Raw genomic sequence first — 23,717 nt, 5'->3', positions numbered from 1 at the left:
GCCTCACTTGTGTTCGTCTTCATAGTGACCAGCCGCCGCGAAGCTGCCGCCCTGGAAGCGAACCGCGGGATCGTTCGGATCACCCTGCTTGGTCTTTGCGAACACTTTTTCCGCGTAGTCGTCGGCGCTGTCTTCCGGCCTGTAACCAAGGGATGCCGCCGTGCGGTTATCCCAGAACGCTCGGCTATTGTTGGACATTCCATAGGCAACCATGAAACCGACGCGCTCGGCCGACAGGCTCTTTTCGACGAGCTGGCGGCAATCGCGATAGGAAAGCCAGGTGATGAGATGGCGTCGGTCGGTCGGCTCCGGGAAGGACGAGCCGATGCGCAGGCTCACGGTTTCGATGCCGAACTTGTCGAAATAATACCGGCCGAGATTCTCGACGAACGTCTTCGACACGCCATAAAGGCTATCGGGGCGGGTCGGCACGTTGCCGTCGATGGTTTCCGTCCGATCGTAAAAGCCGATGGCGTGAACGGAGCTGGCATAGACGATGCGCTTGACGCCGTGCTGCCGCGCCGCCTCGTAGATGTTGTAGCTGCCGACGATATTGGCATCGAGAATGGTCTTCCAGGGTGCTTCCAGGCCCTGGCCGCCCATGTGGATGATGGCTTCACAGCCCTCGACGGCCCTGGAAACTGCATCGAAATCAGCGAGGTCCGCTGGAAAATCCTCTTCATGCGGCTCGAGGTTTTCGCAGGAGTTGCGCGCGGAAAGCCGAACGATCTTGCCGAGCTTCGTTCCGGATTTGCGGAGCTGGGTTCCAAGAGCGCCGGCGGCGCCGGTCAGAAGCGTGCGTTTGTAGTCGGTCATGAGAATTCGTCCTGATTAGCGAAGCTTGGCCAGCGCGTCCGCTGTCCGTTCGATGGCAAGGGAGAGGTTTTCGCGAGACGTTGCGAAAGACAGGCGAATATAGGGTTCGACGCCGAAAGCAGCGCCCGGCACGGTGGCGACTTTGCCCTCCGTGAGGAGGTAGGATGCCAACGCCGTGTCGTTGGTGATTTTCGTCCCGTCAGGCGCCGTCTTGCCGATATAGGGAGCACATTTGGGGAAGAGATAAAATGCTCCCTCCGGCGCGCGCACTTCAAGTCCGGGAATGGCGCCGAAGCCCCGCGCAACGAGATCGCCCCGCGCCTTGTATTCCTCGACAGCCTTCCTCACGAAATCCTGCGGTCCGTTCAGCGCGGCCGCGGCTGCATATTGCGTGACCGAAGAGGGACATGTTGTGCTCTGGGACTGAAGCTTGTTCAGCACCTTGGTGAGATCCTTCGGACCCGCGGCGTAACCGAGCCGCCAGCCCGTCATGGCATAGGCCTTGGATACCCCATTGATGATCAAGGTACGGTCCTTGAGATCCGGACGCGCCACGGCGAAGGACGTAAACGGCACGTCGCCGCAGACGATATGCTCGTAGATTTCGTCGGACATGATCGCAACGCGCGGATGGCGCGCCAATACGTCGCCGAGCGCTTTCAGTTCCTCCGCCGTGTAGATTGCGCCTGTAGGATTGGACGGCGAGTTGAATAGGAACCAACGCGTCTTGGGGGTGATTGCCGCCTCCAGCCGTTCCGGCGTGATCTTGAAGGCGTCTTCCACTCCGCAAGGGACAACCTTGGGCGTCCCGCCATGCAGAATGACGATGTCGGTGTAGGAAACCCAATAGGGTGCGGGAACGACCACTTCATCGCCCGGCTCGAGCGTGCCGAGGAAGGCGTTAAAGAGGATCTGTTTGGCTCCGTTGCCGATGGAAATCTCGTCCATTGCGTAGTCCAGGCCGTTCTCGCGCTTGAACTTGGCAACGATTGCTTGGCGCAGCTCCGGCAGGCCGTCCGGGGCCGTATAGCGGGTGATCCCTTTGCGCATAGCCTCGATCGCGGCTTCGACTACGTGGGCGGGAGTATCGAAATCCGGTTCTCCGAGCGAGAGATCGACGACATGCTCGCCCCTTGCCCGCATCGCCTTGGCGGCGAGGGAAACCGCCATAGACGGCGACGACTTGATGGTGGCCGTGCGGCTGCTTTCGAATGCAATCATGTTCATGCCTGCCCTCCCCGGGTGCCGCCCTTGCCATAGGCTGCGGCCTGTTCTTTGGTGATATAGCCGTGCTTGAGATCGTGCTCGACGGCCTCGGCCGGGCGCTCGGCAGGATCGCCATAGCCGCCACCGCCCGGAAGGGACAGAACGAGGCGCCGGCCTTCCGGCACGAATTGCAGGCCCTTGCCCTTCAGCATCGTGCCGTCGTCAAGCGAAACGCCGCCCGATGCGCCATCAAGTCCGCCGTCGCGGCCGCGAGCCGGATGATTGAGCCGGTCGAACATCGCCGAGAAACGGAAGCTGTAACCTTCGGCCGCTTCGATCTCGATCATCTGACCGAGACCGCCGCGCTGAGCGCCTGCGCCACCGGACCCCTCGCGCAGCTCCTTGCGCCAGACGATGACCGGGCCGACATTTTCGGTCGCCTCGATCGGCATGGTATGGACGCCGCTCGGGAAGGCCGTTGCGTTGAGCCCGTCCAGCGAGGCGCGTGCGCCGGACCCGCCGGAATTGAACATCAGGATTTCGGCACCCTTGCCGCCGATCTGATCGGAAACAGGTCGCACGCTCATATGCAAGTTCCAGAGGGCGCTTGCACCTTCGGCAGGCACTTGTCCGGGAAGCGCCTGATGAAGCGCCCCCAGAACGAGATCGGGGACGAAATGCCCGAGCACGTGACGGACGGCGACCGGGGCAGGACGCTTGGCGTTGAGGATGCAGCCTTCCGGCGCGACGACGTCAAACGGAGCGAGGGAGGCCGCGTTGTTCGGAATTTCCGGAGCGACGACGCATTTGATGCCGTAGCAGGCATAGGCCTTCGCATAGACCAGCGGCACGTTGATGCCGAACTTGCTCATGCCCGATGTGCCATCGAAATCCACTACGACGCCATCCGGGCCGATGGTCAATTTTGCGGCCAGATGCACCGGCTCGTCATAGCCGTCGAGATCGAGGCTGTAGTTCCATGAACCGTGCGGAAGGTTTCTCAACCGCTCCAGCGTGGCCTCGCGGCTGTGCTTGAGGATGAAGCCGCCGATCATCGACAGGTCTTCCAGATTGAATTCCGTCAGCATGTCGATGAGCCGGCGATGGCCGGTCTCGTTGCAGGCGGCAAGTGCGTGAAAGTCGCCGACCACTTTGTCGCTTTCACGGACATTGTTGCGGACAATGTGGATCAGCGTCCGGTTCAGCTCTCCGCGCTCGAAGAACTTCATGATCGGGATGAAGATACCCTCTTCATAGACCTCGCGCGCATCCGGCCCGAAGCCGCGTCCGCCGACGTCGACAACGTGGGCAGTGGAGGCAAAATATCCGACCAGTTTGCCATGGTGAAAGGAAGGCGTCACGACGGTGATGTCGTGCAGATGACCGGTTCCCTTCCACGGGTCGTTGGTGATGTAGACATCACCTTCAAAGATATTCTCCGGGCCGATGTCACGGATGAAATGGGCGACTGATTCCGCCATTGCGTTGACATGGCCCGGCGTGCCGGTGACGGCCTGCGCGAGCATGCGACCATCCAGGTCAAAGACGCCGGCGGACAGGTCGCCCGCTTCGCGGACGGAGGTGGAGAAGGCCGTGCGGATCAGCGTCTGCGCCTGTTCCTCGACGACGGAGATCAAGCGGTTCCACATGACCTGCATATGGATATCGATCATGGATTGGTTCATGTAGCTATCCTCAAAGCCGCGTTACGAGGAGGCAGCCATCGTTCTGGACGATTGCCTTGAAGGAAGAGGTGAGAACTGCGGAGGTTTCGCGCTCCACGATGACTGCGGGGCCTTTGACCACGTCGCCGGGCTTCAAGCTCGTGCGCTCGTGAATGCCAGCTTCGAGATAAGAGCCCTGCGAAGCTTCGAACAGGCGGCGGGTTTGGCTCGACTTGACGACGCTGCCTTCAGCGATCGGCGGTACGCGGTCAACCGGCGGAAGCGGCGAGCTTGCCTTGACCGACCAACTGACGATCTCGATATCGAGGCCTTCGATTGCACGGCCGAAGAAGCGCTCGTACTCCCTTTCGAACAGAGCGGTGATCTTTTCGGCGCTGGCCGCATCAAACCGGTCGTCTTCAAGCGCCACCGGAATGTCCCAGCCCTGCCCCGCATAACGCATGAACAGGGTGCGCTCGATGGTCGGTGCGCCCTTGTCGAGACCACCTTCAACGAAGCCGAGGGCTTCGGCCTTCATGGATTCCAGCAACCGGTTGGCTTCGGCGAAATCGAAGCTCGAAAGATTGAAGACGGCGCTGCGCACGGACTCGTAGCCGAACGGCGCTTTGAGAAAGCCGATGGCGGAGCCCACGCCAGCGCCGGGAGGCACAAGGAAAGTGGAAATGCCCATCTTCTCGCACAGGCGCGCCGCATGCAGCGGCCCCGCGCCGCCGAAGGTGATCATCGTAAAATCGGAAATGTCCTTGCCGTTCTCGACGGTGTGAACACGGCCGGCATTGGCCATGTTCTCATCCACCATCTCGCAGGTTCCGTAAGCCGCCGCTTCCGGATCGAGCGCGATGACCGATCCGATATCGTCGCTCATCGCCCTGCGGCTCGCATCGATGGAAAGACGGATGGCGCCGCCGGCGAAATTTTCCGGATCGAGCTTGCCGAGGATAAGGTCGGCATCTGTCACCGTGGGGTTCTTGCCGCCGCGCTGATAGCAGGCAGGGCCAGGTTCGGACGCTGCCGAATGCGGTCCGACGCGGATTTGCCGCATGCCGTCAACGGAGGCGATAGAACCGCCACCCGCACCGATCTCCACCATTTCGACGACCGGGATGGAAATCGGCATGCCCGAACCCTTGCGGAAACGATAGGTGCGCGCGACCTCGAAAGTCTTGGCCGTCTTGGGAACCTGGTTCTCGATCAGGCAAATCTTGGCGGTGGTGCCGCCCATGTCGAAGGAAAGAACCGCGTCGAGACCGTGATGACGGGCGATATCAGCCGCGAAGATCGCGCCGCCGGCCGGGCCGGATTCGACCAGCCGCACTGGAAATTCCGAGGCGCTTTCGACGGACACGATGCCGCCGCCGGAATGGATCATGAAGACCGGGCAACCGACGCCGATGTCCTTCAGCGAGACGACGAGGCGATCGAGGTAGGATTTGATCGCCGGCTTTACATAAGCATTGGCACAAACCGTATTGAAGCGCTCGAACTCGCGCATCTGCGGCGAGACCTCGGATGAGATCGACACCGAGACATTCGGAAGACGCTTCAGGATGGCGTCGCGGACGGCAACCTCATGCGCACCATTCACATAAGCGTGGATGAAGCCGATGGCGACGCTCTCATAGCCGCCCTCCGCGATCTTTTCGACCACAGCCGCCACCGATGCCTCGTCCAGCACCAGGAGAACCTTGCCCGACGCATCGATGCGCTCACGCACCACGAAGCGATCGGCGCGTGCAATGAGGGCCGGCGGCAGGGAAATATTGAGGTCATATTGCTCGAAACGGTTCTCGGTGCGCATTTCCAGCACATCACGAAAACCCTCCGTCGTCACGAAGGCGGTCTTCGCGCCGCGCCGCTCGATCAGCGCATTGGTGGCAAGGGTCGTGCCGTGAATGAGAATGTCTATCTCTGAAAGCGCAATGCCGGCCATGTCGGCGACAGCCCTCACACCCTTCAGGATCGCGCGCTCGGGCGCCGTGTAATCCGTCAAAACCTTTGTCGAGTGAAGCGCGCCACCCAGATCGAGCGCGATATCGGTAAAGGTGCCGCCGATGTCGACGCCGACCCGGCAGTTTCGTGGTGCGTTGTTCACCAGCTTGTTCCCCACTTTTGTCTTCCGCCCGAAGCGTCAGATCCGGTTGAGACCGCAACCATGCGGCCGTGCGTCTGCGCATTCTCCTCCACGACAAGCGGTGCCGCAACATTTCCGCTTGACGTTCTTCGTATATGTCACTTATCATATAACTGTCAACTGGGAAGAGGGCTAAAAACGCTGCGAAAAGCGCCAAGCCCCGAACTCCAAAAAGCGAGAATTACCTAATGAAATTAGGCAGTTCCTCGAATCAATAACATGCGAATGCGGGCTGAACCCGCATCTGATCAACCTGAACGAAGTAGCTTCAACCAGAGGGAAAATTCCATGAAATCGATTTCCAGGCTCTTGACGGCGACCATGCTCACGTCCGCCCTGCTCTTCTCCAACGCCTTGGCGGCAGACACGATCAAGATCGGCGTCGCCGGACCATTCACGGGCGCAAACGCCACCTTCGGCGAACAGGTGTTCAACGGGGTGTCGGCCTATATCAATGACGTAAATGCTGCCGGCGGCATCAACGGCAAAAAGATCGAGCTGGTGAAGGGCGATGACGCCTGCGAACCCAAGCAGGCCGTCGCGGTTGCCAACCGCTTCGTCGATCAGGACAAAGTAAACGCCGTGATCGGACATTTCTGCTCGTCCAGCACAATCCCGGCATCCGAGGTCTATAACGAAGCCGGCATTCTGGAAATGACGCCGTCCTCGACCAACCCGACGGTCACCGATCGCGGTTTTGACAATCTGTTCCGTGGCTGCGGTCGTGACGACCAGCAGGCGGTCGTCGCCGGCAGCTTCATTCTGGATACGCTGAAGCGTGACAAGATCGCTCTCATCCACGACAAGGACACCTACGGCCAGGGCCTGGTGGATGCAGTCAAGAAGACCATCGAAGCACGCGGCATCAAGCCGGTCCTTTATGAAGGCTTGACGCGCGGGGAGCGCGACTTCAACGCGCTTGTCACCAAGATCAAGAGCTCCGGCGCAAACGCGGTCTACTTTGGCGGCCTCATCCCGGAAGGCGGGCCGCTTGTTCGCCAGCTTAAGGAACAGGGCGTCGATGTCGTATTCGTCACCGGTGACGCCTTCGCGCAGGCGGAACTTGTCTCCGCCGCCGGCGGCCCGGCGAACCTGAAGAATGTCTACTACTCGGCGACACCCGATCCGCTGGAAGACCCCTCCACGAAGGGCGTTCAGGATGCGCTGAAGAAGGCGAACATCACCCCGGCAAACTATGTCCTCTATGGCTACGCGAACGCTCAGGCAATCGTTGCCGCACTCAAGGCCGGCGAAGACCTGAAGGCTCAGGCCGCTTGGCTGCGCACGAACACCGTTGATTCCGCAATCGGCAAGGTCACGTGGGATAAGAAGGGCGACATCAAGGACTTCAAGTTCGTCTTCTACAACTTCGACGACAAGGGAACCCCCGTTCTCGTGAAGTAAGGCAGCTTTGCCTGCGCGCCGGGTCATCGGTCCGGCGCGCTCATCCATGCCCTAAAAAACATAAGAGGGGTTCGCCATGGACTTTTACATCCTGGTTCAACAGTTGTTCAACGGCGTTACGCTGGGGACGATCTACGGCCTGATCGCCGTGGGATACACCATGGTCTATGGTGTCATCCGCATGATCAACTTCGCCCATGGCGACGTCTACATGGTCTCTGCCTACATTGCCGCTATCGTCCTGGCGGTGCTCAGCTTCTTCGGCGTTCAATCCGTTCCGTTCGCGCTGATCACGGTGCTCGTCATTAGCTGCGCCATCACCGCCGTCTATGGCTGGACGATTGAACGTGTCGCCTATCGGCCGCTGCGCGGCTCGACCAAGCTCGCGCCACTCATCTCGGCGATCGGAATTTCGCTCATGCTGCAGAGCTACGTCCAGATCGCTCAGGGTGCGCGAGACCAGGGAGTGCCGACCCTCATTCAAGGCGCGTTCCGCTTCGGCGATGACACCCATTTTGCTCAGATCACCTATATGCAGACCGTGATCCTGTTCGCCTCATTGATCGCCATGGGGATTCTGACCTACGTGATCAACTACACGCGAATTGGGCGCGAATGCCGTGCGACCCAGCAGAATATCCGCATCTCGGCCGTTCTGGGCGTCAATACCGACCGCATCATCTCGACGATCTTCGTTATCGGTGCGGCTACCGCCGCAGTCGGCGGAACGCTCGTCACCTTCAATTACGGATCGTTCAATTTCTTCATCGGCTTCGTCATGGGTATCAAGGCATTCACCGCCGCCGTTCTCGGCGGGATCGGATCGCTGCCGGGTGCCGTGCTGGGCGGAGTGCTGCTTGGATTAACAGAAGCCCTTTTCGCCGGTTACGTCAGTACCGACTACAAGGACGTCTTTGCCTTCGCGCTGCTCATCATCCTGCTGTTTTTCCGTCCCTCCGGCCTTCTGGGCCGCCCGGAAATCCAGAAAGTCTAAATGAGGAGCCAGGCAACATGAAACCCCACAGGCTAGTTGCGCTTGCCAAGGAAGCGCTTCTCACATTTACCGTTTGCATCGTTCTGTTCGGCCCGATCTCCGGACTGGTTCTGGAGGGCTTCTCCTTCCAAAACCAACTGATGCGGGCGGTCACATTGGCGGCAATCGTCACGCTTGGACGTCTTGCGATCTCGGTTTTCCAGTCCAGCAGATTGGGCAACGGATTCAGGCAACGCTTTGCCGGAAATAATGCCGGCGTCACGGTCATGACCGGCAAGGAAAAATCGCCGGTGCTGCTTCTAGCTGTCCTGTTCCTTGCAGGACTGAGCCTCCCCTTCGTCGCGGACAAGTACTTTCTCGGCGTCGCCATACTGGCGCTGATCTACTGCCTGCTCGGCCTGGGATTGAATATCGTCGTAGGTCTCGCAGGTCTGCTCGATCTTGGATTTGTGGCCTTTTACGCAGTCGGCGCTTACCTGCTTGCGCTTGGCTCGCAATATGTCGGCTTCGGATTCTGGACGGCTTTGATCATAGCCCCGTTCCTTGCCGGCCTCTGCGGGATGATCCTTGCGTTTCCCGTGCTGAAGATGCACGGCGACTATCTTGCCATCGTGACGCTGGGGTTTGGCGAGATCATCCGTCTCATATTGAACAATTGGGGCGATTTCACCGGAGGTCCAAACGGCGCTCCCGTTCCGCCGCCGACAATCCTCGGCCTGGAATTCACCCGCACCGCAAAACAAGGCGGCGTTCCGCTGCATGAATATTTGGGCATTCCTTACAGCGCGGACTACAAATTCTGGTTCATCTACCTCGTACTTTTCCTTGCCGTCTGCATGGTCATCTATGTAGTCGAGCGGCTTCGCGTCATGCCGCTTGGGCGCATGTGGGAAGCGCTGCGCGAAGATGAGATCGCCTGCCGCTCGCTTGGGGTAAACCACGTCTTCACGAAGCTCACCGCCTTCATGCTCGGCGCATCGACTGGCGGGCTTGCCGGTGTCTTCTTCGCCGTCCACCAAGGCTTCGTCAATCCGACGTCCTTCACCTTCTTCGAATCGGCCCTCATCCTTGCCATCGTTGTCCTTGGCGGCCTTGGATCAACCATCGGCGTCATCCTTGCCGCTCTCGTGCTGACCGTCCTGCCGGAAATGCTGCGAGAGTTCGCGGAATATCGCGTTCTGGTGTTCGGCGTCCTCATGGTCGTGATGATGATTTGGAAGCCGCGCGGCCTGGTTCGGATCAAACGCCCGGCATTCTTCCCGAGCACCAGGATGGAAGCGAGCAGCGCCGAAATGCCCCTCCAGACCCAATTGGAGGCGAGACGATGAGTGAGCCCATACTGGACGTCCAAAATGTCACGATGCGTTTTGGCGGCATCATCGCCAACCGCAATGTCAGCTTCCGCGTCGAACGAGGTTCGATTACGGCGCTGATCGGCCCCAACGGAGCCGGCAAAACGACGATGTTCAACTGCATTACCGGGTTCTATCGCGCAAGCGAGGGCCGGATCGTCCTGAACGGAACTAATGGTGCAGAGGACGTCGGCGAGCTGGTTACAAAACCGATTTCCGGCGGCTCGCATCTCGTAACGCGCGCCGGCATCGCGAGGACATTTCAGAACATCCGTCTGTTCAAGGAGATGTCGGTCGTCGAAAACCTCCTCGTCGCTCAGCACCTTGCGACACGCAACAATCTTCTGAGCGGCGTCTTTTTCACCCCGGGGTTCCGGAGAGCCGAACGCGAAGCGGTGGATCGCGCCTACTATTGGCTCGAGCAGATGAGCCTAGTCGAGGATGCCAATCGCCTCGCGGCCGAACTTCCTTACGGTCGCCAGCGGCGCCTTGAGATCGCTCGGGCGATGTGCACTGCGCCGAGGCTGATCTGCCTCGACGAGCCCGCCGCCGGCCTCAATCCCTCCGAAACACGGGATCTGTCCGAGGTCATCCAACGGCTCTGCAACGAACACGGCCAAACAGTTCTCGTCATCGAGCACGACATGAGCCTGGTCATGCGCATTTCCAACCATATCGTCGTACTCGACCACGGAGAGGTCATCTCCGACGGCACGCCCGCGCATGTCGCCAACGATCCCGCTGTGGTTGCGGCCTATCTGGGTGTCAGTGAAGAGGAGGTGCAAGCATGAGCCAGCCTTCCGGTATAAAGATACCGCTTCTGGAATTTGTCGCCGTCCATGCTCATTACGGCCCGGTCGAAGCCCTGAAAGCGGTTGACGTCAACATCTTCGAGGGCGAGATCGTCAGCCTGATCGGCGCAAACGGCGCAGGCAAAACGACATTGCTGTCATCGATTTTCGGCGCGCCGCGGGCCTCTTCCGGCAGGATTTTACATCGCGGCGAGGACATCTCGCGCATACCGACGAACAGGATTTCCCGCCGCGGCATCGCGCTCGTTCCGGAAGGTCGCCAGATCTATCAGGAAATGACCGTGGAAGAGAACATGATGATGGGCACGACACCCATCGGAATGACCTATTTCGAGGACGATCGAACGACCATGTTCGAACTCTTTCCTCGCCTCAAGGAACGTCGCAACCAGACGGCCGGTACGATGTCGGGCGGTGAACAACAGATGCTGGCGATTGCCCGGGCAATGATGGCCCGGCCCGAATTGATCCTGTTCGACGAGCCCTCGCTCGGACTGGCGCCTCTCGTGGTCAAGCGCGTATTCGAGGTGCTGCGCGAGATCGCATCCATGGGCAAGACGATCTTTCTGGTCGAGCAAAATGCCAATCATGCGCTCAAACTCTCGCAGCGAGCCTATGTCATGGTGAACGGGAAGATCCATCTTTCCGGCGAGAGCGCCTCCCTTCTCGACAACCAGGAAGTCCGCAAGGCTTATCTCGGACTGCATTGAACGGAACCATCTCCATGCTGCACAAAAATCTGATTGCCGGTGAATGGGTTGCGGGCGACGCGTCTGCGAACATCAACCCATCCAACACCAACGAGAGTGTCGGGGAATACGCACGCGCGAGCGCTGATGATACCAGGGCCGCGATCGCTGCGGCAAAGACGGCGTTCCCAGCCTGGTCGCGTTCGCCGATCCTGGAGCGTCACGCCGTCTTGAAGAGGACGGGCGACGAAATCGTGGCCCGGAAGGAAGAACTTGGCCGGCTCCTCGCCCAAGAGGAAGGCAAGACTCTTCCCGAGGCGATTGGAGAGGTGACCCGCGCGGGACAGATCTTCGATTTCTTTGCCGGTGAAGTGCTGCGGCTTTCAGGCGAAATCCTTCCTTCGGTTCGGCCCGGCATCGGTGTCGAGATCACCCGTGAACCGGTTGGTGTCGTCGGGGTGATTACACCCTGGAACTTTCCAATTGCGATTCCCGCTTGGAAAATCGCTCCGGCACTAGCTTACGGCAACACCGTCGTCTTGAAACCGGCCGACCTGGTGCCGGGTTGCGCCTGGGCGCTCGTCGACATCATTCATCGTGCCGGCGCGCCAGCCGGTGTCATCAATCTGGTCATGGGCCGCGGCAGCGTGGTTGGGCAAACCATGCTCGACAGCCCCGACGTGAACGCTCTGACATTCACCGGATCGGTAGGGACCGGCAAACGCGTCGCATTGTCGTCCATCGAGCATAACAGGAAGTTCCAGCTCGAGATGGGCGGCAAAAATCCGTTTGTGGTTTTGGACGATGCAGACCTTTCCGTCGCCGTCGAAGCAGCCGCCAACTCTTCCTTTTTCTCGACAGGCCAGCGATGCACCGCGTCCTCCCGCCTGATCGTGACGGAAGGCATCCATGACCGCTTTGTCGCCGCGTTGACGGAACGCATGAAGGGACTCGTTATTGATGATGCCCTCAAGGGCGGCACTCATATCGGCCCGGTCGTCGACGAAAGCCAATTGAAGCAGGATGTGGAATATATCGATATCGGGCGTCGGGAAGGCGCAAAGCTTGCATTCGGTGGCGAGCAACTGGAACGAAGCACGCCCGGCTTCTATCTGCAGCCGGCCTTGTTCACCGAAGCCACCAATCAGATGCGGATTGCGCGCGAAGAAATATTTGGCCCTGTCGCTGCAGTCATCAGGGTGAAGGACTACGAGGAGGCACTTGCGGTCGCAAATGACACCAATTTCGGCCTGTCCTCCGGCATTGCGACGACCAGCCTGAAATATGCGACCCATTTCAAACGAAACTCGGAGGCCGGAATGGTGATGGTCAACCTTCCAACCGCCGGTGTCGACTTCCACGTACCATTCGGCGGACGAAAAGGCTCGTCCTATGGGCCGCGTGAACAGGGCCGATACGCGGCGGAATTCTATACCTCGGTCAAGACCGCCTACACGCTCGCATAAGGAAATATGTGATGAAGATTCTCGTCCCGGTGAAGCGGGTGGTTGATTACAACGTGAAGATCCGTGTGAAGGCGGATGGCACGGGTGTCGAGCTTGCGAATGTGAAAATGTCGATGAACCCGTTCGACGAGATCTCGGTCGAGGAAGCGCTGCGGCTGAAGGAGGCCGGCAAGGCCGAAGAGGTGGTGGTGGTGTCGATTGGCCCGGCCAAGGCCGAGGAGACGCTGCGGACGGCGCTCGCCATGGGGGCCGATCGCGCCATCCTGGTCGAGACCGAGGATCAAGTCGAGCCGCTGGCGGTGGCGAAGATCCTCAAGGGTGTCGCCGAGGCCGAACAGCCCGGCCTGATCATCGTCGGCAAGCAGGCGATCGATGATGACAGCAATCAGACCGGCCAGATGCTGGCGGCATTGCTGGGCTCGGCGCAGGCGACGTTTGCCTCGAAGATCGAGATCGGTGAGGGAAGCGCCAAGGTCACCCGCGAAGTCGATGGTGGCCTGCAGACGATCGAGGTCAAGCTGCCGGCGGTGGTCACGACGGACCTGCGCCTCAACGAGCCGCGTTATGCCTCGCTGCCGAACATCATGAAGGCAAAGAAGAAGCCGCTCGACAAGAAGGCACCTGCCGACTTCGGCGTCTCCACCGAACCGCGCCTGAAGGTGCTGAAGACCGAGGAGCCGTCGGGCCGCAAGGCGGGTGTCAAGGTCAAGTCGGTGGCCGAGCTGGTCGAAAAACTCAAGACCGAAGCCGGCGTCCTGTAATCCAGTCCGAACGAGGAGTTAGACACCATGGCCATTCTTCTTCTGGCTGATCATGACAGCAACCATCTATCCGACCAGACCGCCAAGGCGCTGACGGCGGCGACACAGATTGCCCAGGGAACGGGAAGCGACGTGCATATCCTCGTCGCCGGCAAGGACGCCAACACTGCGGCCGAGCAGGCAGCGAAACTCTCCGGCGTCTCCAAGGTGCTGGTTGCCGACGATGCCAGCCTTGCCAACAATCTCGCCGAGCCGCTCGCAGCCCTCATCGTGTCCCTGGCTGGCTCCTATGACACCATCCTGACGGCGGCCACCTCGGTCGGCAAAAACGTCATGCCGCGCGTTGCCGCCCTGCTCGATGTCGCTCAGGTCTCGGAGATCATCGAGGTGGTCTCCGCCGATACCTTCAAGCGGCCGATCTATGCCGGCAACGCCATTCAGACGGTGCAGTCGACCGATGCCAAGAAGGTCATCACCGTGCGCACCGCTTCCTTCGCCTCTGCCGCAGACGGTGGTTCGGCCAGCATCGAAGCAATCCCGGCGGTCGCCAATCCCGGCCTGTCCAGCTTCGTCGCCGATGCGCTGTCGGCGTCCGACCGTCCGGAACTCACGTCTGCCAAGATCATCATCTCCGGTGGCCGCGCGCTCGGTTCGGCGGAGAAGTTCAAGGAGGTCATCCTTCCCGTCGCCGACAAGCTCGGGGCTGCCGTCGGCGCATCCCGCGCTGCCGTCGATGCCGGTTATGCTCCGAACGACTGGCAGGTCGGCCAGACCGGCAAGGTCGTGGCACCACAGCTCTATATCGCCTGCGGCATCTCCGGTGCCATCCAGCATCTCGCCGGCATGAAGGATAGTAAGGTCATCGTCGCCATCAACAAGGACGAAGAGGCCCCGATCTTCCAGATTGCCGACTACGGCCTCGTCGCCGATCTTTTCGAGGCATTGCCTGAGCTTTTGCGCTCGGTCTGAGATAGCCTGCTCCACCAGCTAGGCGGCCGGAGCAGGCTTCGCGCTCACCAGACCGAAGCCGCTCCGATATCTGGCCGGGGTTGTCGAAAAACGCTCTTCGAAGGCCTCATAGAAGCGCGACAGCGAGCCAAATCCCGATTCGAACGCGACGGCGGCCACCGGAAGGTCGCTTGAGATCAGCAGGGATTGGGCCGTATCCAGCCGATGGCGCGTTATGGCCTGATTGACGGTAAGACCGACCGTCTTCTTGAATATCGACATGGCGTAGTTTGGATGCAGCCCTGCCGCCAATCCGACATCGACAGCCGATATTTCGCCCAATGCATGTTCGGCAATGAAGCGGATCATTTTCTCGACCTTTGGCAGCCGGTCAGGGTCCTGATTGCGCGATACAGCGATTGCCGACCCCTGCTCGCGCAAGTCCAGCCAGCCCTCACGCGCAATCCGCCGTATGCGAGCGACCAGCTCGTCGCGGACAATCTGTTCCAGCTCCGGATCGCCCGACAGCAACTCATCGCGCCATCTGAGAAGGACTTCGCGGTCATGCGGCCTGACGCTTTGCGCCTCTATCAGGCCGCCGCGGAAGACAGCATCCCGAAAGCTTCCCATGCTGCGCATGTTGACGAGCACGGACATAGGGACATAGAGGCAGACGAAGTTCGCAGGCTCCGTCACCTCGACGACCTGGTGCGGGATCATTCCCCAGAAAAGGCAGAGCTGCCCCTGCGAAATCTGGAGCCTGCGGCCGTCGAACCAGTATGTGATGCGTCCATCGAGGACGTAGTTGAGCTCCACCTGGCTGTGCATGTGCGGACCGCTCATGCGCCGCACCTCCAGCCTTTCTCCAGCGCAAAAGCGATGATCGCCGAAAACGACAAGCGGATGGCGCGTCGGGCCATCGTGAACTGGAACTGACTCGTCTTCGATCAACATTGGAAGATGCTCTGGCGGGGTCTCGATCTTAGAAAACCGGAAGCGATCTTCCGTATGGCGGTAGAGCTCTACGAATTTGGATGATGAATATCAACCACCGTACACGGGAGTGACGTGTGCGCGGGCGGCCAACGCCCATGAGGTCTGTGGAGGATCAATTGACCCTATTGAAGAATATCGGCTCTATAGCATTCAGCTACATGCTCGTCGCATCGGCGGCATGCGCTGGCGAAATCGTTCTCAATTCCGACCAGTCGGATCCGGCGCCGAAGAAGGCGATGGAACAACTGATTGCGGATTTTCAGGCGAAGAATCCGGACATCAAGGTTAAGTGGAACAATTTCGACCACGAAGGCTACAAGTCCGCGATCCGCAACTTCCTGACCGCCGACGCGCCTGACGTCGTGGCATGGTATGCTGGCAACCGCATGGCGCCCTTCGTCAAAGCGGGTCTCTTTGCCGATGTCAGCGACGTTTGGGCAGCGAACGGCCTGAACGACCAGTTGAAGTCTGCTGCCGCATCGATGACGATCGACGGAAAGCAGTGGGGCGTCCCCTACACCAACTATCAGTGGGGCATCTATTACCGCGCCGATATCTTCAAGGACAAAGGCATTACCCCGCCAAAGACCTGGGACGAGCTGGTGGCCGCATGCGCCAAGCTGAAAAGCGCAGGCATCACACCGTTTACGATCGGCACGAAGGCCCTGTGGCCGACCGCCGGCTGGTTCGACTATCTCGACCTGCGCGTCAACGGCTATGAATTCCACATGGATCTGACCGCAGGCAAGGTGCCTTACACCGATCCGAGGGTCAAAGCCGTATTCGCCAAGTGGGCAGAACTGGTAAAGCCGGGCTATTTCATCGAGAACCACGCAGCTCTCGACTGGCAGGACGCCATGCCGCAATTCGTTCAAGGCAAGGCGGCCATGTATCTGATGGGCAATTTCGCCGTCGCCCCGATGAAGGATGGCGGACTGAAGCAAGACCAGATCGGCTTCCTTCCGTTCCCGCAGATTACCGCAGGGGTGCCGGTCTCTGAAGAGGCTCCGACCGACACGTTCCACATTCCGTCGGGTGCGAAGAACAAGGAAGACGCCAAGAAGTTCCTCGCCTATCTCGCCTCGCCTGAAGCCCAGACGAAAATCAACGAGACGCTCGGTCAGCTACCGATCAACAACAAGTCGACCGTGCCGGACGATAAGTTCCTGAAGGCTGGTTTCGAGATGCTGGCGAACGCCCACGCTCTCGCGCAGTTCTACGACCGCGACGCCCCGGCCGATATGGCGAAGGCCGGCATGGAAGGCTTCCAGGAATTCATGGTCAAGCCTGACAAACTCGATGCGATCCTGGCTCGCCTCGATAAGATCCGGGCTCACGCTTACAAATAACTCGTTCTGAAGATACCGCGCTGCCGGATGTTAATTCCGTCCGGCAGCGTTTTTCGTCGCATTTGTATAGGAGCAGACGATGGGCACGAGCAGTCCCGCTCTACCGGGGTTCTGGAAACGCAATCAGCGGACATTTGCACCTTGGCTTTTTCTTGCGCCAGGCGCCCTGATGTTTCTGGTCTATGTGATCGTCCCGGTATTCCAATCCGTATGGATCAGTTTCCATGACTGGGATGGTCTGGGACCCAAAACCTGGATCGGACTAGGGAACTATGTCGAACTCCTCTCCGACGACGCCTTCTATACGTCGCTGGAGAACAACGTCATATGGCTCGTTCTTTATCTGCTGGCGGTTCCGGCTGGCTTGGCTGCGGCATTGTTCCTGAACCAGACCGTCACCGGCATTCGCCTTTACAAATCACTGTTCTTCTTTCCATTCGTGATCAGCCAGGTGGTCGTCGGCCTGATTTTCACGTGGTTTTACGCTCCTAATTTCGGGCTATTCTCTGCGCTGATCCAGGCCCTGACGGGGACGCAGGTCGCCATTCTCGCAGACGAGCGCCTGGTGACCTACGGCATCATCGCCGCCGGCCTCTGGCCGCAGATCGCCTATTGCATGATCCTCTACCTGACGGGCCTCAACAACATCAATCCGGAGCAGATCGAAGCAGGACGCATGGATGGCGCCAAGGGCTGGCATCTGTTCTGGAACATCGTCCTGCCGCAGCTTCGGCCGGCCACCTTCATCGCGGTGGTGGTGACCGTCATCGGCGCACTTCGATCCTTTGACCTCGTTTCGGTCATGACGGCCGGCGGACCTTACGGTTCGAGCCGCGTCCTTTCCTATTACATGTACGAAGAAGCGCTTTCCGAATACGGATTCCGGATGGGTTATGGCGCTGCCATCGCGGTCGTGCTCTTCCTGATCATGATGGTCTTCATCACATTCTTCCTTATTCGCATGCTGAGACAGGAAAGGAATTCCTGATGTTTCCAACTCCTGTCCAGAAATCGGGCCCATGGGTGTCGGCCGCCTATCAGGTTCTTCTGCCGATCGCCCTCATCATTTGGCTTCTTCCCCTGATCGGCGTTGCGGTCACGTCGATCCGCCCATCGGGCGATCTGGCGGCCGGCAATTATTTCGGCATTCCCTCGGGCTTTGCCGGTGTCGAGAACTATACCGCCGTCTTTCGGGATTCGCCGATCGGCCACTACATCCTCAATTCCTTCAAGATCACCATCCCGACGGTGATCGGTGCGGTCGGGCTGTCATGCCTCTGTGGCTTTGCGCTGGCCGTCTACAGGTTCAAGGGAAGCCTGTTCCTGTTCTTCGTCTTCGTTGCCGGCAACTTCATTCCGTTCCAGATCCTGATGGTCCCTGTTCGCGACTTGACGCTCAAGATGGGTCTCTACGACACCGTAACCGGGCTTGTGCTGTTCCACGTCGCTTTCCAGACCGGCTTCTGCACCTTGTTCATGCGCAACTTCATAAAGGGCTTGCCCTTTTCGCTGATCGAATCGGCGCGGGTCGAGGGCGTCTCCGAATGGCGGATATTCATCCACATCGTACTGCCTTTGATGCGCCCGGCCATTGCGGCGCTGTCAGTCTTGATCTTTACCTTCGTCTGGAACGACTATTTCTGGGCGACCGTGCTTGTCCAGGGCCAGGCCGCAATGCCCGTTACCGCCGGACTGAACGCGTTGAACGGACAATGGGTTGCAGCATGGCATCTGGTGTCGGCGGGTTCGATCGTCGCCGCGATGCCGCCAGTTCTGATGTTCTTCTTCATGCAGAGGCACTTCATTGCGGGCCTCACTCTCGGAGCGACCAAGGGATGAACAAGACAATTGTTGTAAAAGCGGGGGCCATTTGCCTCGCTCTCGGCCTGCCGGAGCGTGGCATGCCCGAGATCCTGGGCTTCGGCCGCGGGGCGCTTGCCCCGGAATTCTGGCCCGATGTGCCGCGTTCGAGCCGTGTCAACGGCATGGACGTGGACGTGCCTTCGAATGTGTTGCTGCCAGTCGGCGGACTCGGATTCTTCGGATGGCCGGCGATTTGCGGGCACCGCGATGGGCGTATGTTCACGCTGGAATTCCAGAACTGGCAGACCGAAGAGATCGACGCCGGCATAATCCTGAAGACTGAAGATCCCGTCGCGGAAATCGGCCTGCAGATATGCCTGAACGGCGGCGCGACTGGGGTTTTGTCGATTTCGACATCACTGATCAACCGCGGCTCCAGCGATTATACGCTGGATCGCTGCATGGCGGCGAGTTTCCTGATGCCGGCCGGCGCGTCAGAGCTGACCAGCTTTACGGGAATGTGGGGCCGGGAGTTCCAGACGCGCCAATCGCAACTCCCCAACGGGCTCTGGATGCAGGAAAGCCGGAGGGGGCGAACCTCGCATGACCGCTTTCCTATCATCTTCCTCGAGTGCGGCGGCGAGCGGATGGGATTCCATCTCGGCTGGAGCGGCAATCACCAGATGGCGATCGACACGCTCGACGATGGACGCCGGCTGGTGCATCTCGGCGAACTCTTCGAATCGGGTGAAATGCGCCTCGCACCGGGCGAAGCCTATGACAGCCCGACAGCTTTTGCCGGTCCTGACAGCGAGGCTTTCCATGCCTTCGTCAGAGAGAGCGTGATTGCCTGGCCGGGCGGCGAGATGAAGCCCCGGCCGGTGACGCTGAACACCTGGGAAGGCAACTACTTCGATCACCGCATAGAGTCCTTGAAAGCCCAGGCGAATGCAGCGGCGGCTGTCGGCATCGAGCGTTTCGTCCTCGATGACGGATGGTTCGGCAAGCGGGACGACGATACGACCAGCCTTGGTGACTGGTTCATAGACGAGCGAAAATACCCGAACGGGCTGAAGCCACTCGTCGACCACGTGACGTCCCTCGGCATGGAGTTCGGCCTCTGGTTCGAACCCGAGAACGTGAACCCGGAGTCCGAACTGTTTCGCGCCCATCCCGATTGGGCTCTGCAAGTCGAAGGACGCCCGCTTCTGCTGTCGCGAAACCAGCTTGTGCTGGATCTGACGCGCCCGGAGGTCAGCGACTATCTCTTCCAACGCATGGAAGCGGTGCTTTCGCAGCACGCAATCGCCTACATCAAGTGGGACATGAATCGCGATCTGACCCATGCCGGCGGCACAGATGGGCGCGCGCGCACCGCGAGGCAGACGCGAGCCGTCTACGCCCTGATGAACAGGGTCCGGCAAGCCTTTCCCGCAGTCGAGATAGAAAGCTGCGCCTCGGGCGGCGGGCGTATCGACTATGGCGTCCTCAGATACACGCACCGCGTTTGGACATCGGATTGCACCGACGCCTTCGAGCGGCTTGAAATACAGCATGGGGCGTCGCAATTCGTTCCCCCGGAGCTTCTCGGCGCACATATCGCCGCATCTCCGAACCACCAGACCGCCCGCAAGTTGAGCCTTGCTTTCCGCGCGCTGGTCGCGCTCGCCTATCACCTGGGCGTGGAACTCAATCCACTGACGCTCGACGCTGAAGAGAAGCAGGAACTGGAACGCTGGATCGCGCTTCATAAGAGCCTGCGGCCGCTTCTGCATGCAGCCGGCAAGCAATTTCGTCTGCCGCCGCTCGACGGGCGTTATGTTTGGGGAGCGGCAGATACCGACCGCATCGTCGCTTTCGTCGTCCAGGGCCCGCAAATGGCGGGCGAGCAGCCCGCACCCGTCCGCTTGCCTGTGAGCGGTGATAGCGATGTGCTGTGGCGCGTGGCAGCGGTGCATCCCGTAGAGCCGGAATTCATCCGGATCTCGGAAGGCCAGCAAAAGCTTCTAAACGGAGAACTGACCTTCAGTCTCGATACGCTGAGACATGTCGGATTGCCGCTGCCGATGCTCAAGCCCGAGAGCGGGCTCCTTCTTGAATTCCAGCCCGTGAAGGGAGGTTAAGCCTCATGGGAAATGTAACGCTCAACCGCGTGACGAAGCAGTTCGGCGCCGCCAGTGTCATCAAGGGCGTCGACCTTACCATCGAAGATGGCGAGTTCTGTGTCTTCGTCGGGCCGTCCGGCTGCGGCAAGTCCACGCTTCTGCGCATGATTGCCGGGCTGGAAGATATTTCCTCCGGTGGGCTCAGGATCAGCGGCAACGACATGACCAAGGTTGGTCCCTCGGAGCGTGGGGTTGCCATGGTCTTCCAGAGCTATGCCCTTTATCCGCATATGACCGTGGCCGAGAATATCGGCTTTGGCCTGCGTATGACCGGCCACTCCAAGGAAGAGGTCTCGCGCCGAACGAGCGCTGCCGCCGAGATGCTGCAATTGAAACCGATGCTCAGCAGGAAGCCTTCCCAGCTATCCGGCGGCCAGCGTCAGCGCGTCGCCATCGGCCGCGCCATCGTGCGCAATCCGCAAGTGTTTCTCTTCGATGAGCCGCTGTCCAATCTCGACGCATCGCTCAGGGTCCAGATGCGCACGGAAATCAGCAAGCTGCATCAGGATCTCAAGACGACGATGATCTACGTCACCCACGATCAGGTCGAGGCCATGACCATGGCCGACAAGATCGTCGTTCTGCAGGGCGGGTTGATCGAACAGGTCGGATCGCCGCTGGAGCTCTATCACCGGCCGAAGAACATCTTTGTCGCCGGCTTCATCGGGTCGCCGAAAATGAACTTCATCAAGACCAAGGCATCGCCCGCAGAAGGCGGCGCTAAAGTCGATCTCCCCGGTGGTCAGTCGATCACGCTAGAGGGCGGTTCGGTGAAGGAAGGGCAATCGATCACTCTCGGGGTCCGTCCCGAACATCTCGATCGCAGCGAAGGCGGAGACGCAACGCTTCAGGGCAAGGTGCGTCTTGCCGAATATCTGGGATCGGAAACGATGTTCTATATCACCCTTGCCGACGGCGCCGAGATTGCCGTGAAGGCGGACGGGCTGGCGAAGGCCAAGCCGGGCGACGAATTCTCCATCCATATTCCGGCGGCTGCCTGCCATCTGTTCGATGATGCCGGCAACGCTATCCTCAACGGGGACCTGACGAAATAATGCTCGGCGTTTGCTATTACCCAGAACACTGGCCCGAAAGCTGGTGGGAAAAAGACGCGCGCCGTATGCGGGCGCTTGGAATCTCCTATGTGCGCATCGGCGAATTCGCCTGGTCGCGCCTCGAGCCCTCACGCGGCTCCTTCGACTTCGGCTGGCTCGACCGGGCGATGGACACGCTGGCTGCGGCCGGCCTGAAAATTGTGCTTGGCACGCCGACCGCCACGCCGCCGAAATGGCTGATGGACGAATATCCCGAGATCGCTCCGGTGGACGAAGAGGGTAGAGTGCGGGGCTTCGGCTCTCGTCGTCACTACAGCTTCTCGTCGGAAGTCTGGTGGAAGGAATCGGCGCGTATCGTCGAAGCGGTCGCGCAGCGATACGGTTCGCACCCTGGTCTCGCCGGCTGGCAGACCGACAATGAATATGGCTGCCACGATACGAGCTTTTCCTGGGGCGCCCAAGACCTGAAGGCGTTTCGCCGCTGGCTTCGCCTTCGCTATCAGTCACCGCAGCAACTGAACGAGGCCTGGGGTTCCGTCTTCTGGTCGATGGAAGTTCAAAGCTTCGACGACGTCGCGCTGCCCAATCTGACAGTGACGGAGGCGAACCCTGCCGTCCGGCTCGATTTCTGGCGCTTCCAGTCCGATCAGATCGCCGCCTATGACCGAATGCAGTGCGATATCATCAGAAAGCACTCCCCGGATCGCTGGATAACCCATAACTTCATGGGCTTCGTCAACGATTTCGATCATTGGAAGGTTGGCGAAAACCTGGACCTCGCTTCCTGGGATTCCTATCCAATCGGCTTCGTGGAGAAATTTCCGTTCAGCGAGGAAGAGCGCGTGCGCTGGGCGGAAACATCCCACCCCGACATCGCCGCCTTCCATCACGATCTGTACCGCGGCGTCGGCAATGGCCGGTTCTGGATCATGGAACAGCAACCGGGGCCTGTGAACTGGGCACCATGGAACCCTGTCCCCAAACCGGGGATGGTTCGTCTTTGGACCTGGGAGGGCCTTGCCCACGGGGCCGAGGTTGTCAGCTACTTCCGTTGGCGTCAGGCGCCGTTCGCGCAGGAGCAGATGCATGCCGGCCTGAACCTTCCTGGCCTCGACGAGCTCTCGCCCGGAGGCAAGGAAGCCGCAATCGCCGGCCATGAGATCGATACCGTTGGCCCCTTGCAGAAGCCGGCGCGGGCGCCCGTCGCCATCGTCTATGATTATGAGACCTATTGGTCCACGGTCATTCAGCCGCAGGGCAAGGATTTTCGCTACGAAGAACTTGCCTTCCGCTGGTACGAGGCGGTCAGGAAGCTTGGCCTCAACGTCGATTTCGTCCGCCCCGGCGCGTCCCTCACGGGCTACAAGCTGGTTCTCGTTCCCTGCCTCATGCACGTCTCCGACGCGGCATTGGCGGCATTCGAGCAGGCGGATGGAACAGTGCTTTTCGGTCCGCGGACCGGATCGCGGGACCGCAACTTCCAGATTCCCGCCAATCTCCCGCCCGGGCCGATCGGCGAGCTTACCGGCATCAGGATCACGCAGGTGGCTTCCTTACGGCCGGGGCTTAGCGCCTCTTTGTCGGGCGCGATCAGCGGCCGGGCGACAAGATGGCGCGAATATCTTGAGACAGCGGCGGGAGCGGATGTCGTGGCAGCGTTCGACGATGGCAGCCCAGCGCTGGTGTCGAAGGGGAGATACGTCTATTTGGCCTGCTGGGCCGACGGCGAACTCCTCGACAATCTGATGTCGCACCTTGCCGCCGGGCTCGATCTGCCGACCGCTACCCTGCCCGATTTCATCCGCCTTCGTCGTGCAGGCAATCTCACATTCGCCTTCAATTACGGGCCGGACGCCTGGACGATCCCGGAAAAGCACGACTTCGTGCTCGGCGGCCAGGAAATCGCTCCATTCTCCCTCTCGGCGTGGAGATGACTACCGGACGTCCGCGGATGAAATGAAGGAAAGCGAATCCCCTTACCTCTTTGGTGAGGGGATTGCATATTGCTACCAGCGCTGCGCCAGATGGCAAAGACTTGCGGTGGGGAGGGATCAAGCGGGCCTAGAGGTGCCTTGCCGGTTGAGC

At 60.0% G+C, this 23,717-nt stretch carries 19 protein-coding genes; 14 read left to right on the top strand and 5 right to left on the bottom strand.

What is annotated here, in order from left to right:
• Positions 1-3: 3 nt before the first annotated feature.
• The 4 genes from N2601_RS20605 to N2601_RS20590 are packed head-to-tail and all read right to left on the bottom strand — an operon-like array spanning position 4 to position 5,799.
• A complete protein-coding gene (locus tag N2601_RS20605) occupies positions 4-816 on the bottom strand; it encodes an NAD-dependent epimerase/dehydratase family protein (RefSeq protein WP_260304688.1) in 813 nt (270 codons plus the stop codon).
• 15 nt (positions 817-831) lie between these two features.
• On the bottom strand, positions 832-2,043 hold the full coding sequence (locus N2601_RS20600) for a pyridoxal phosphate-dependent aminotransferase (RefSeq protein ID WP_260304687.1): 1,212 nt from the start codon (positions 2,041-2,043) through the stop codon (positions 832-834).
• A complete protein-coding gene (locus tag N2601_RS20595; protein WP_260304686.1) occupies positions 2,040-3,707 on the bottom strand; it encodes a hydantoinase B/oxoprolinase family protein in 1,668 nt (555 codons plus the stop codon). The genes N2601_RS20600 and N2601_RS20595 overlap by 4 nt, the downstream gene beginning before the upstream one ends.
• A gap of 10 nt (positions 3,708-3,717) precedes the next feature.
• Positions 3,718-5,799, bottom strand: coding sequence for a hydantoinase/oxoprolinase family protein (locus N2601_RS20590; RefSeq protein ID WP_260304685.1), 2,082 nt, complete (start codon positions 5,797-5,799; stop codon positions 3,718-3,720).
• Positions 5,800-6,126: 327 nt separating this feature from the next.
• On the opposite strand from N2601_RS20590, the gene N2601_RS20585 reads away from it, so the two are divergent.
• From N2601_RS20585 to N2601_RS20550, 8 genes are all read left to right on the top strand, one after another.
• Entirely contained in the window at positions 6,127-7,242 is a 1,116-nt protein-coding gene (locus N2601_RS20585) for a branched-chain amino acid ABC transporter substrate-binding protein (protein WP_260304684.1), read from the top strand.
• A gap of 76 nt (positions 7,243-7,318) precedes the next feature.
• The gene (locus tag N2601_RS20580; RefSeq protein WP_260304683.1) at positions 7,319-8,236 is read left to right on the top strand and encodes an ABC transporter permease subunit; all 918 of its coding nucleotides are present in this window, start codon (positions 7,319-7,321) and stop codon (positions 8,234-8,236) included.
• A 17-nt stretch (positions 8,237-8,253) separates the two neighbouring features.
• Positions 8,254-9,564, top strand: a complete 1,311-nt coding sequence (livM, locus tag N2601_RS20575) for a high-affinity branched-chain amino acid ABC transporter permease LivM (RefSeq protein WP_260304682.1) — start codon at positions 8,254-8,256, stop codon at positions 9,562-9,564.
• Complete coding sequence (locus tag N2601_RS20570; protein ID WP_260304681.1) at positions 9,561-10,379, top strand: ABC transporter ATP-binding protein; 819 nt, start codon at positions 9,561-9,563, stop codon at positions 10,377-10,379. The genes livM and N2601_RS20570 overlap by 4 nt, the downstream gene beginning before the upstream one ends.
• Positions 10,376-11,110, top strand: coding sequence for an ABC transporter ATP-binding protein (locus N2601_RS20565; RefSeq protein WP_260304680.1), 735 nt, complete (start codon positions 10,376-10,378; stop codon positions 11,108-11,110). Before N2601_RS20570 ends, N2601_RS20565 begins: the two co-directional genes overlap by 4 nt.
• Before the next feature lie 14 nt (positions 11,111-11,124).
• Positions 11,125-12,555, top strand: a complete 1,431-nt coding sequence (locus tag N2601_RS20560; protein WP_260304679.1) for an aldehyde dehydrogenase family protein — start codon at positions 11,125-11,127, stop codon at positions 12,553-12,555.
• Between the two features lie 11 nt (positions 12,556-12,566).
• Positions 12,567-13,316: an electron transfer flavoprotein subunit beta/FixA family protein gene (locus N2601_RS20555; RefSeq protein WP_260304678.1), complete on the top strand. Its 750-nt coding sequence runs from the start codon at positions 12,567-12,569 to the stop codon at positions 13,314-13,316.
• Positions 13,317-13,343: 27 nt separating this feature from the next.
• Positions 13,344-14,285 carry an electron transfer flavoprotein subunit alpha/FixB family protein gene (locus N2601_RS20550; RefSeq protein WP_260304677.1) on the top strand — a complete coding sequence of 314 codons (942 nt, stop codon included), beginning with the start codon at positions 13,344-13,346 and terminating at the stop codon, positions 14,283-14,285.
• 18 nt (positions 14,286-14,303) lie between these two features.
• Here N2601_RS20550 and N2601_RS20545 read toward each other — a convergent pair whose 3' ends face one another.
• Positions 14,304-15,107: a helix-turn-helix domain-containing protein gene (locus N2601_RS20545; RefSeq protein ID WP_260304676.1), complete on the bottom strand. Its 804-nt coding sequence runs from the start codon at positions 15,105-15,107 to the stop codon at positions 14,304-14,306.
• 311 nt (positions 15,108-15,418) lie between these two features.
• Here N2601_RS20545 and N2601_RS20540 point away from each other — a divergent pair, with 311 nt between their 5' ends.
• The 6 genes from N2601_RS20540 to N2601_RS20515 all read left to right on the top strand — a co-directional run bounded on the left by N2601_RS20540 (position 15,419) and on the right by N2601_RS20515 (position 23,566).
• Entirely contained in the window at positions 15,419-16,609 is a 1,191-nt protein-coding gene (locus N2601_RS20540; RefSeq protein WP_104827827.1) for an ABC transporter substrate-binding protein, read from the top strand.
• Between the two features lie 79 nt (positions 16,610-16,688).
• A complete protein-coding gene (locus N2601_RS20535; RefSeq protein ID WP_104826116.1) occupies positions 16,689-17,597 on the top strand; it encodes a carbohydrate ABC transporter permease in 909 nt (302 codons plus the stop codon).
• Positions 17,597-18,448: a carbohydrate ABC transporter permease gene (locus N2601_RS20530; RefSeq protein ID WP_104826115.1), complete on the top strand. Its 852-nt coding sequence runs from the start codon at positions 17,597-17,599 to the stop codon at positions 18,446-18,448. The genes N2601_RS20535 and N2601_RS20530 overlap by 1 nt, the downstream gene beginning before the upstream one ends.
• The gene (locus N2601_RS20525) at positions 18,445-20,535 is read left to right on the top strand and encodes an alpha-galactosidase (RefSeq protein ID WP_260304675.1); all 2,091 of its coding nucleotides are present in this window, start codon (positions 18,445-18,447) and stop codon (positions 20,533-20,535) included. Before N2601_RS20530 ends, N2601_RS20525 begins: the two co-directional genes overlap by 4 nt.
• Positions 20,536-20,540: 5 nt before the next feature.
• Positions 20,541-21,632: an ABC transporter ATP-binding protein gene (locus tag N2601_RS20520; RefSeq protein ID WP_104826113.1), complete on the top strand. Its 1,092-nt coding sequence runs from the start codon at positions 20,541-20,543 to the stop codon at positions 21,630-21,632.
• Positions 21,632-23,566: a beta-galactosidase gene (locus N2601_RS20515; protein WP_260304674.1), complete on the top strand. Its 1,935-nt coding sequence runs from the start codon at positions 21,632-21,634 to the stop codon at positions 23,564-23,566. The genes N2601_RS20520 and N2601_RS20515 overlap by 1 nt, the downstream gene beginning before the upstream one ends.
• Positions 23,567-23,717: the final 151 nt, after the last annotated feature.

The organism is Rhizobium sp. CB3060 (assembly GCF_025200735.1).
GTDB lineage: Bacteria > Pseudomonadota > Alphaproteobacteria > Rhizobiales > Rhizobiaceae > Rhizobium.
Note: the sequence above shows the minus strand (reverse complement) of the source record. Positions and strands in the feature narration are given on the sequence as shown.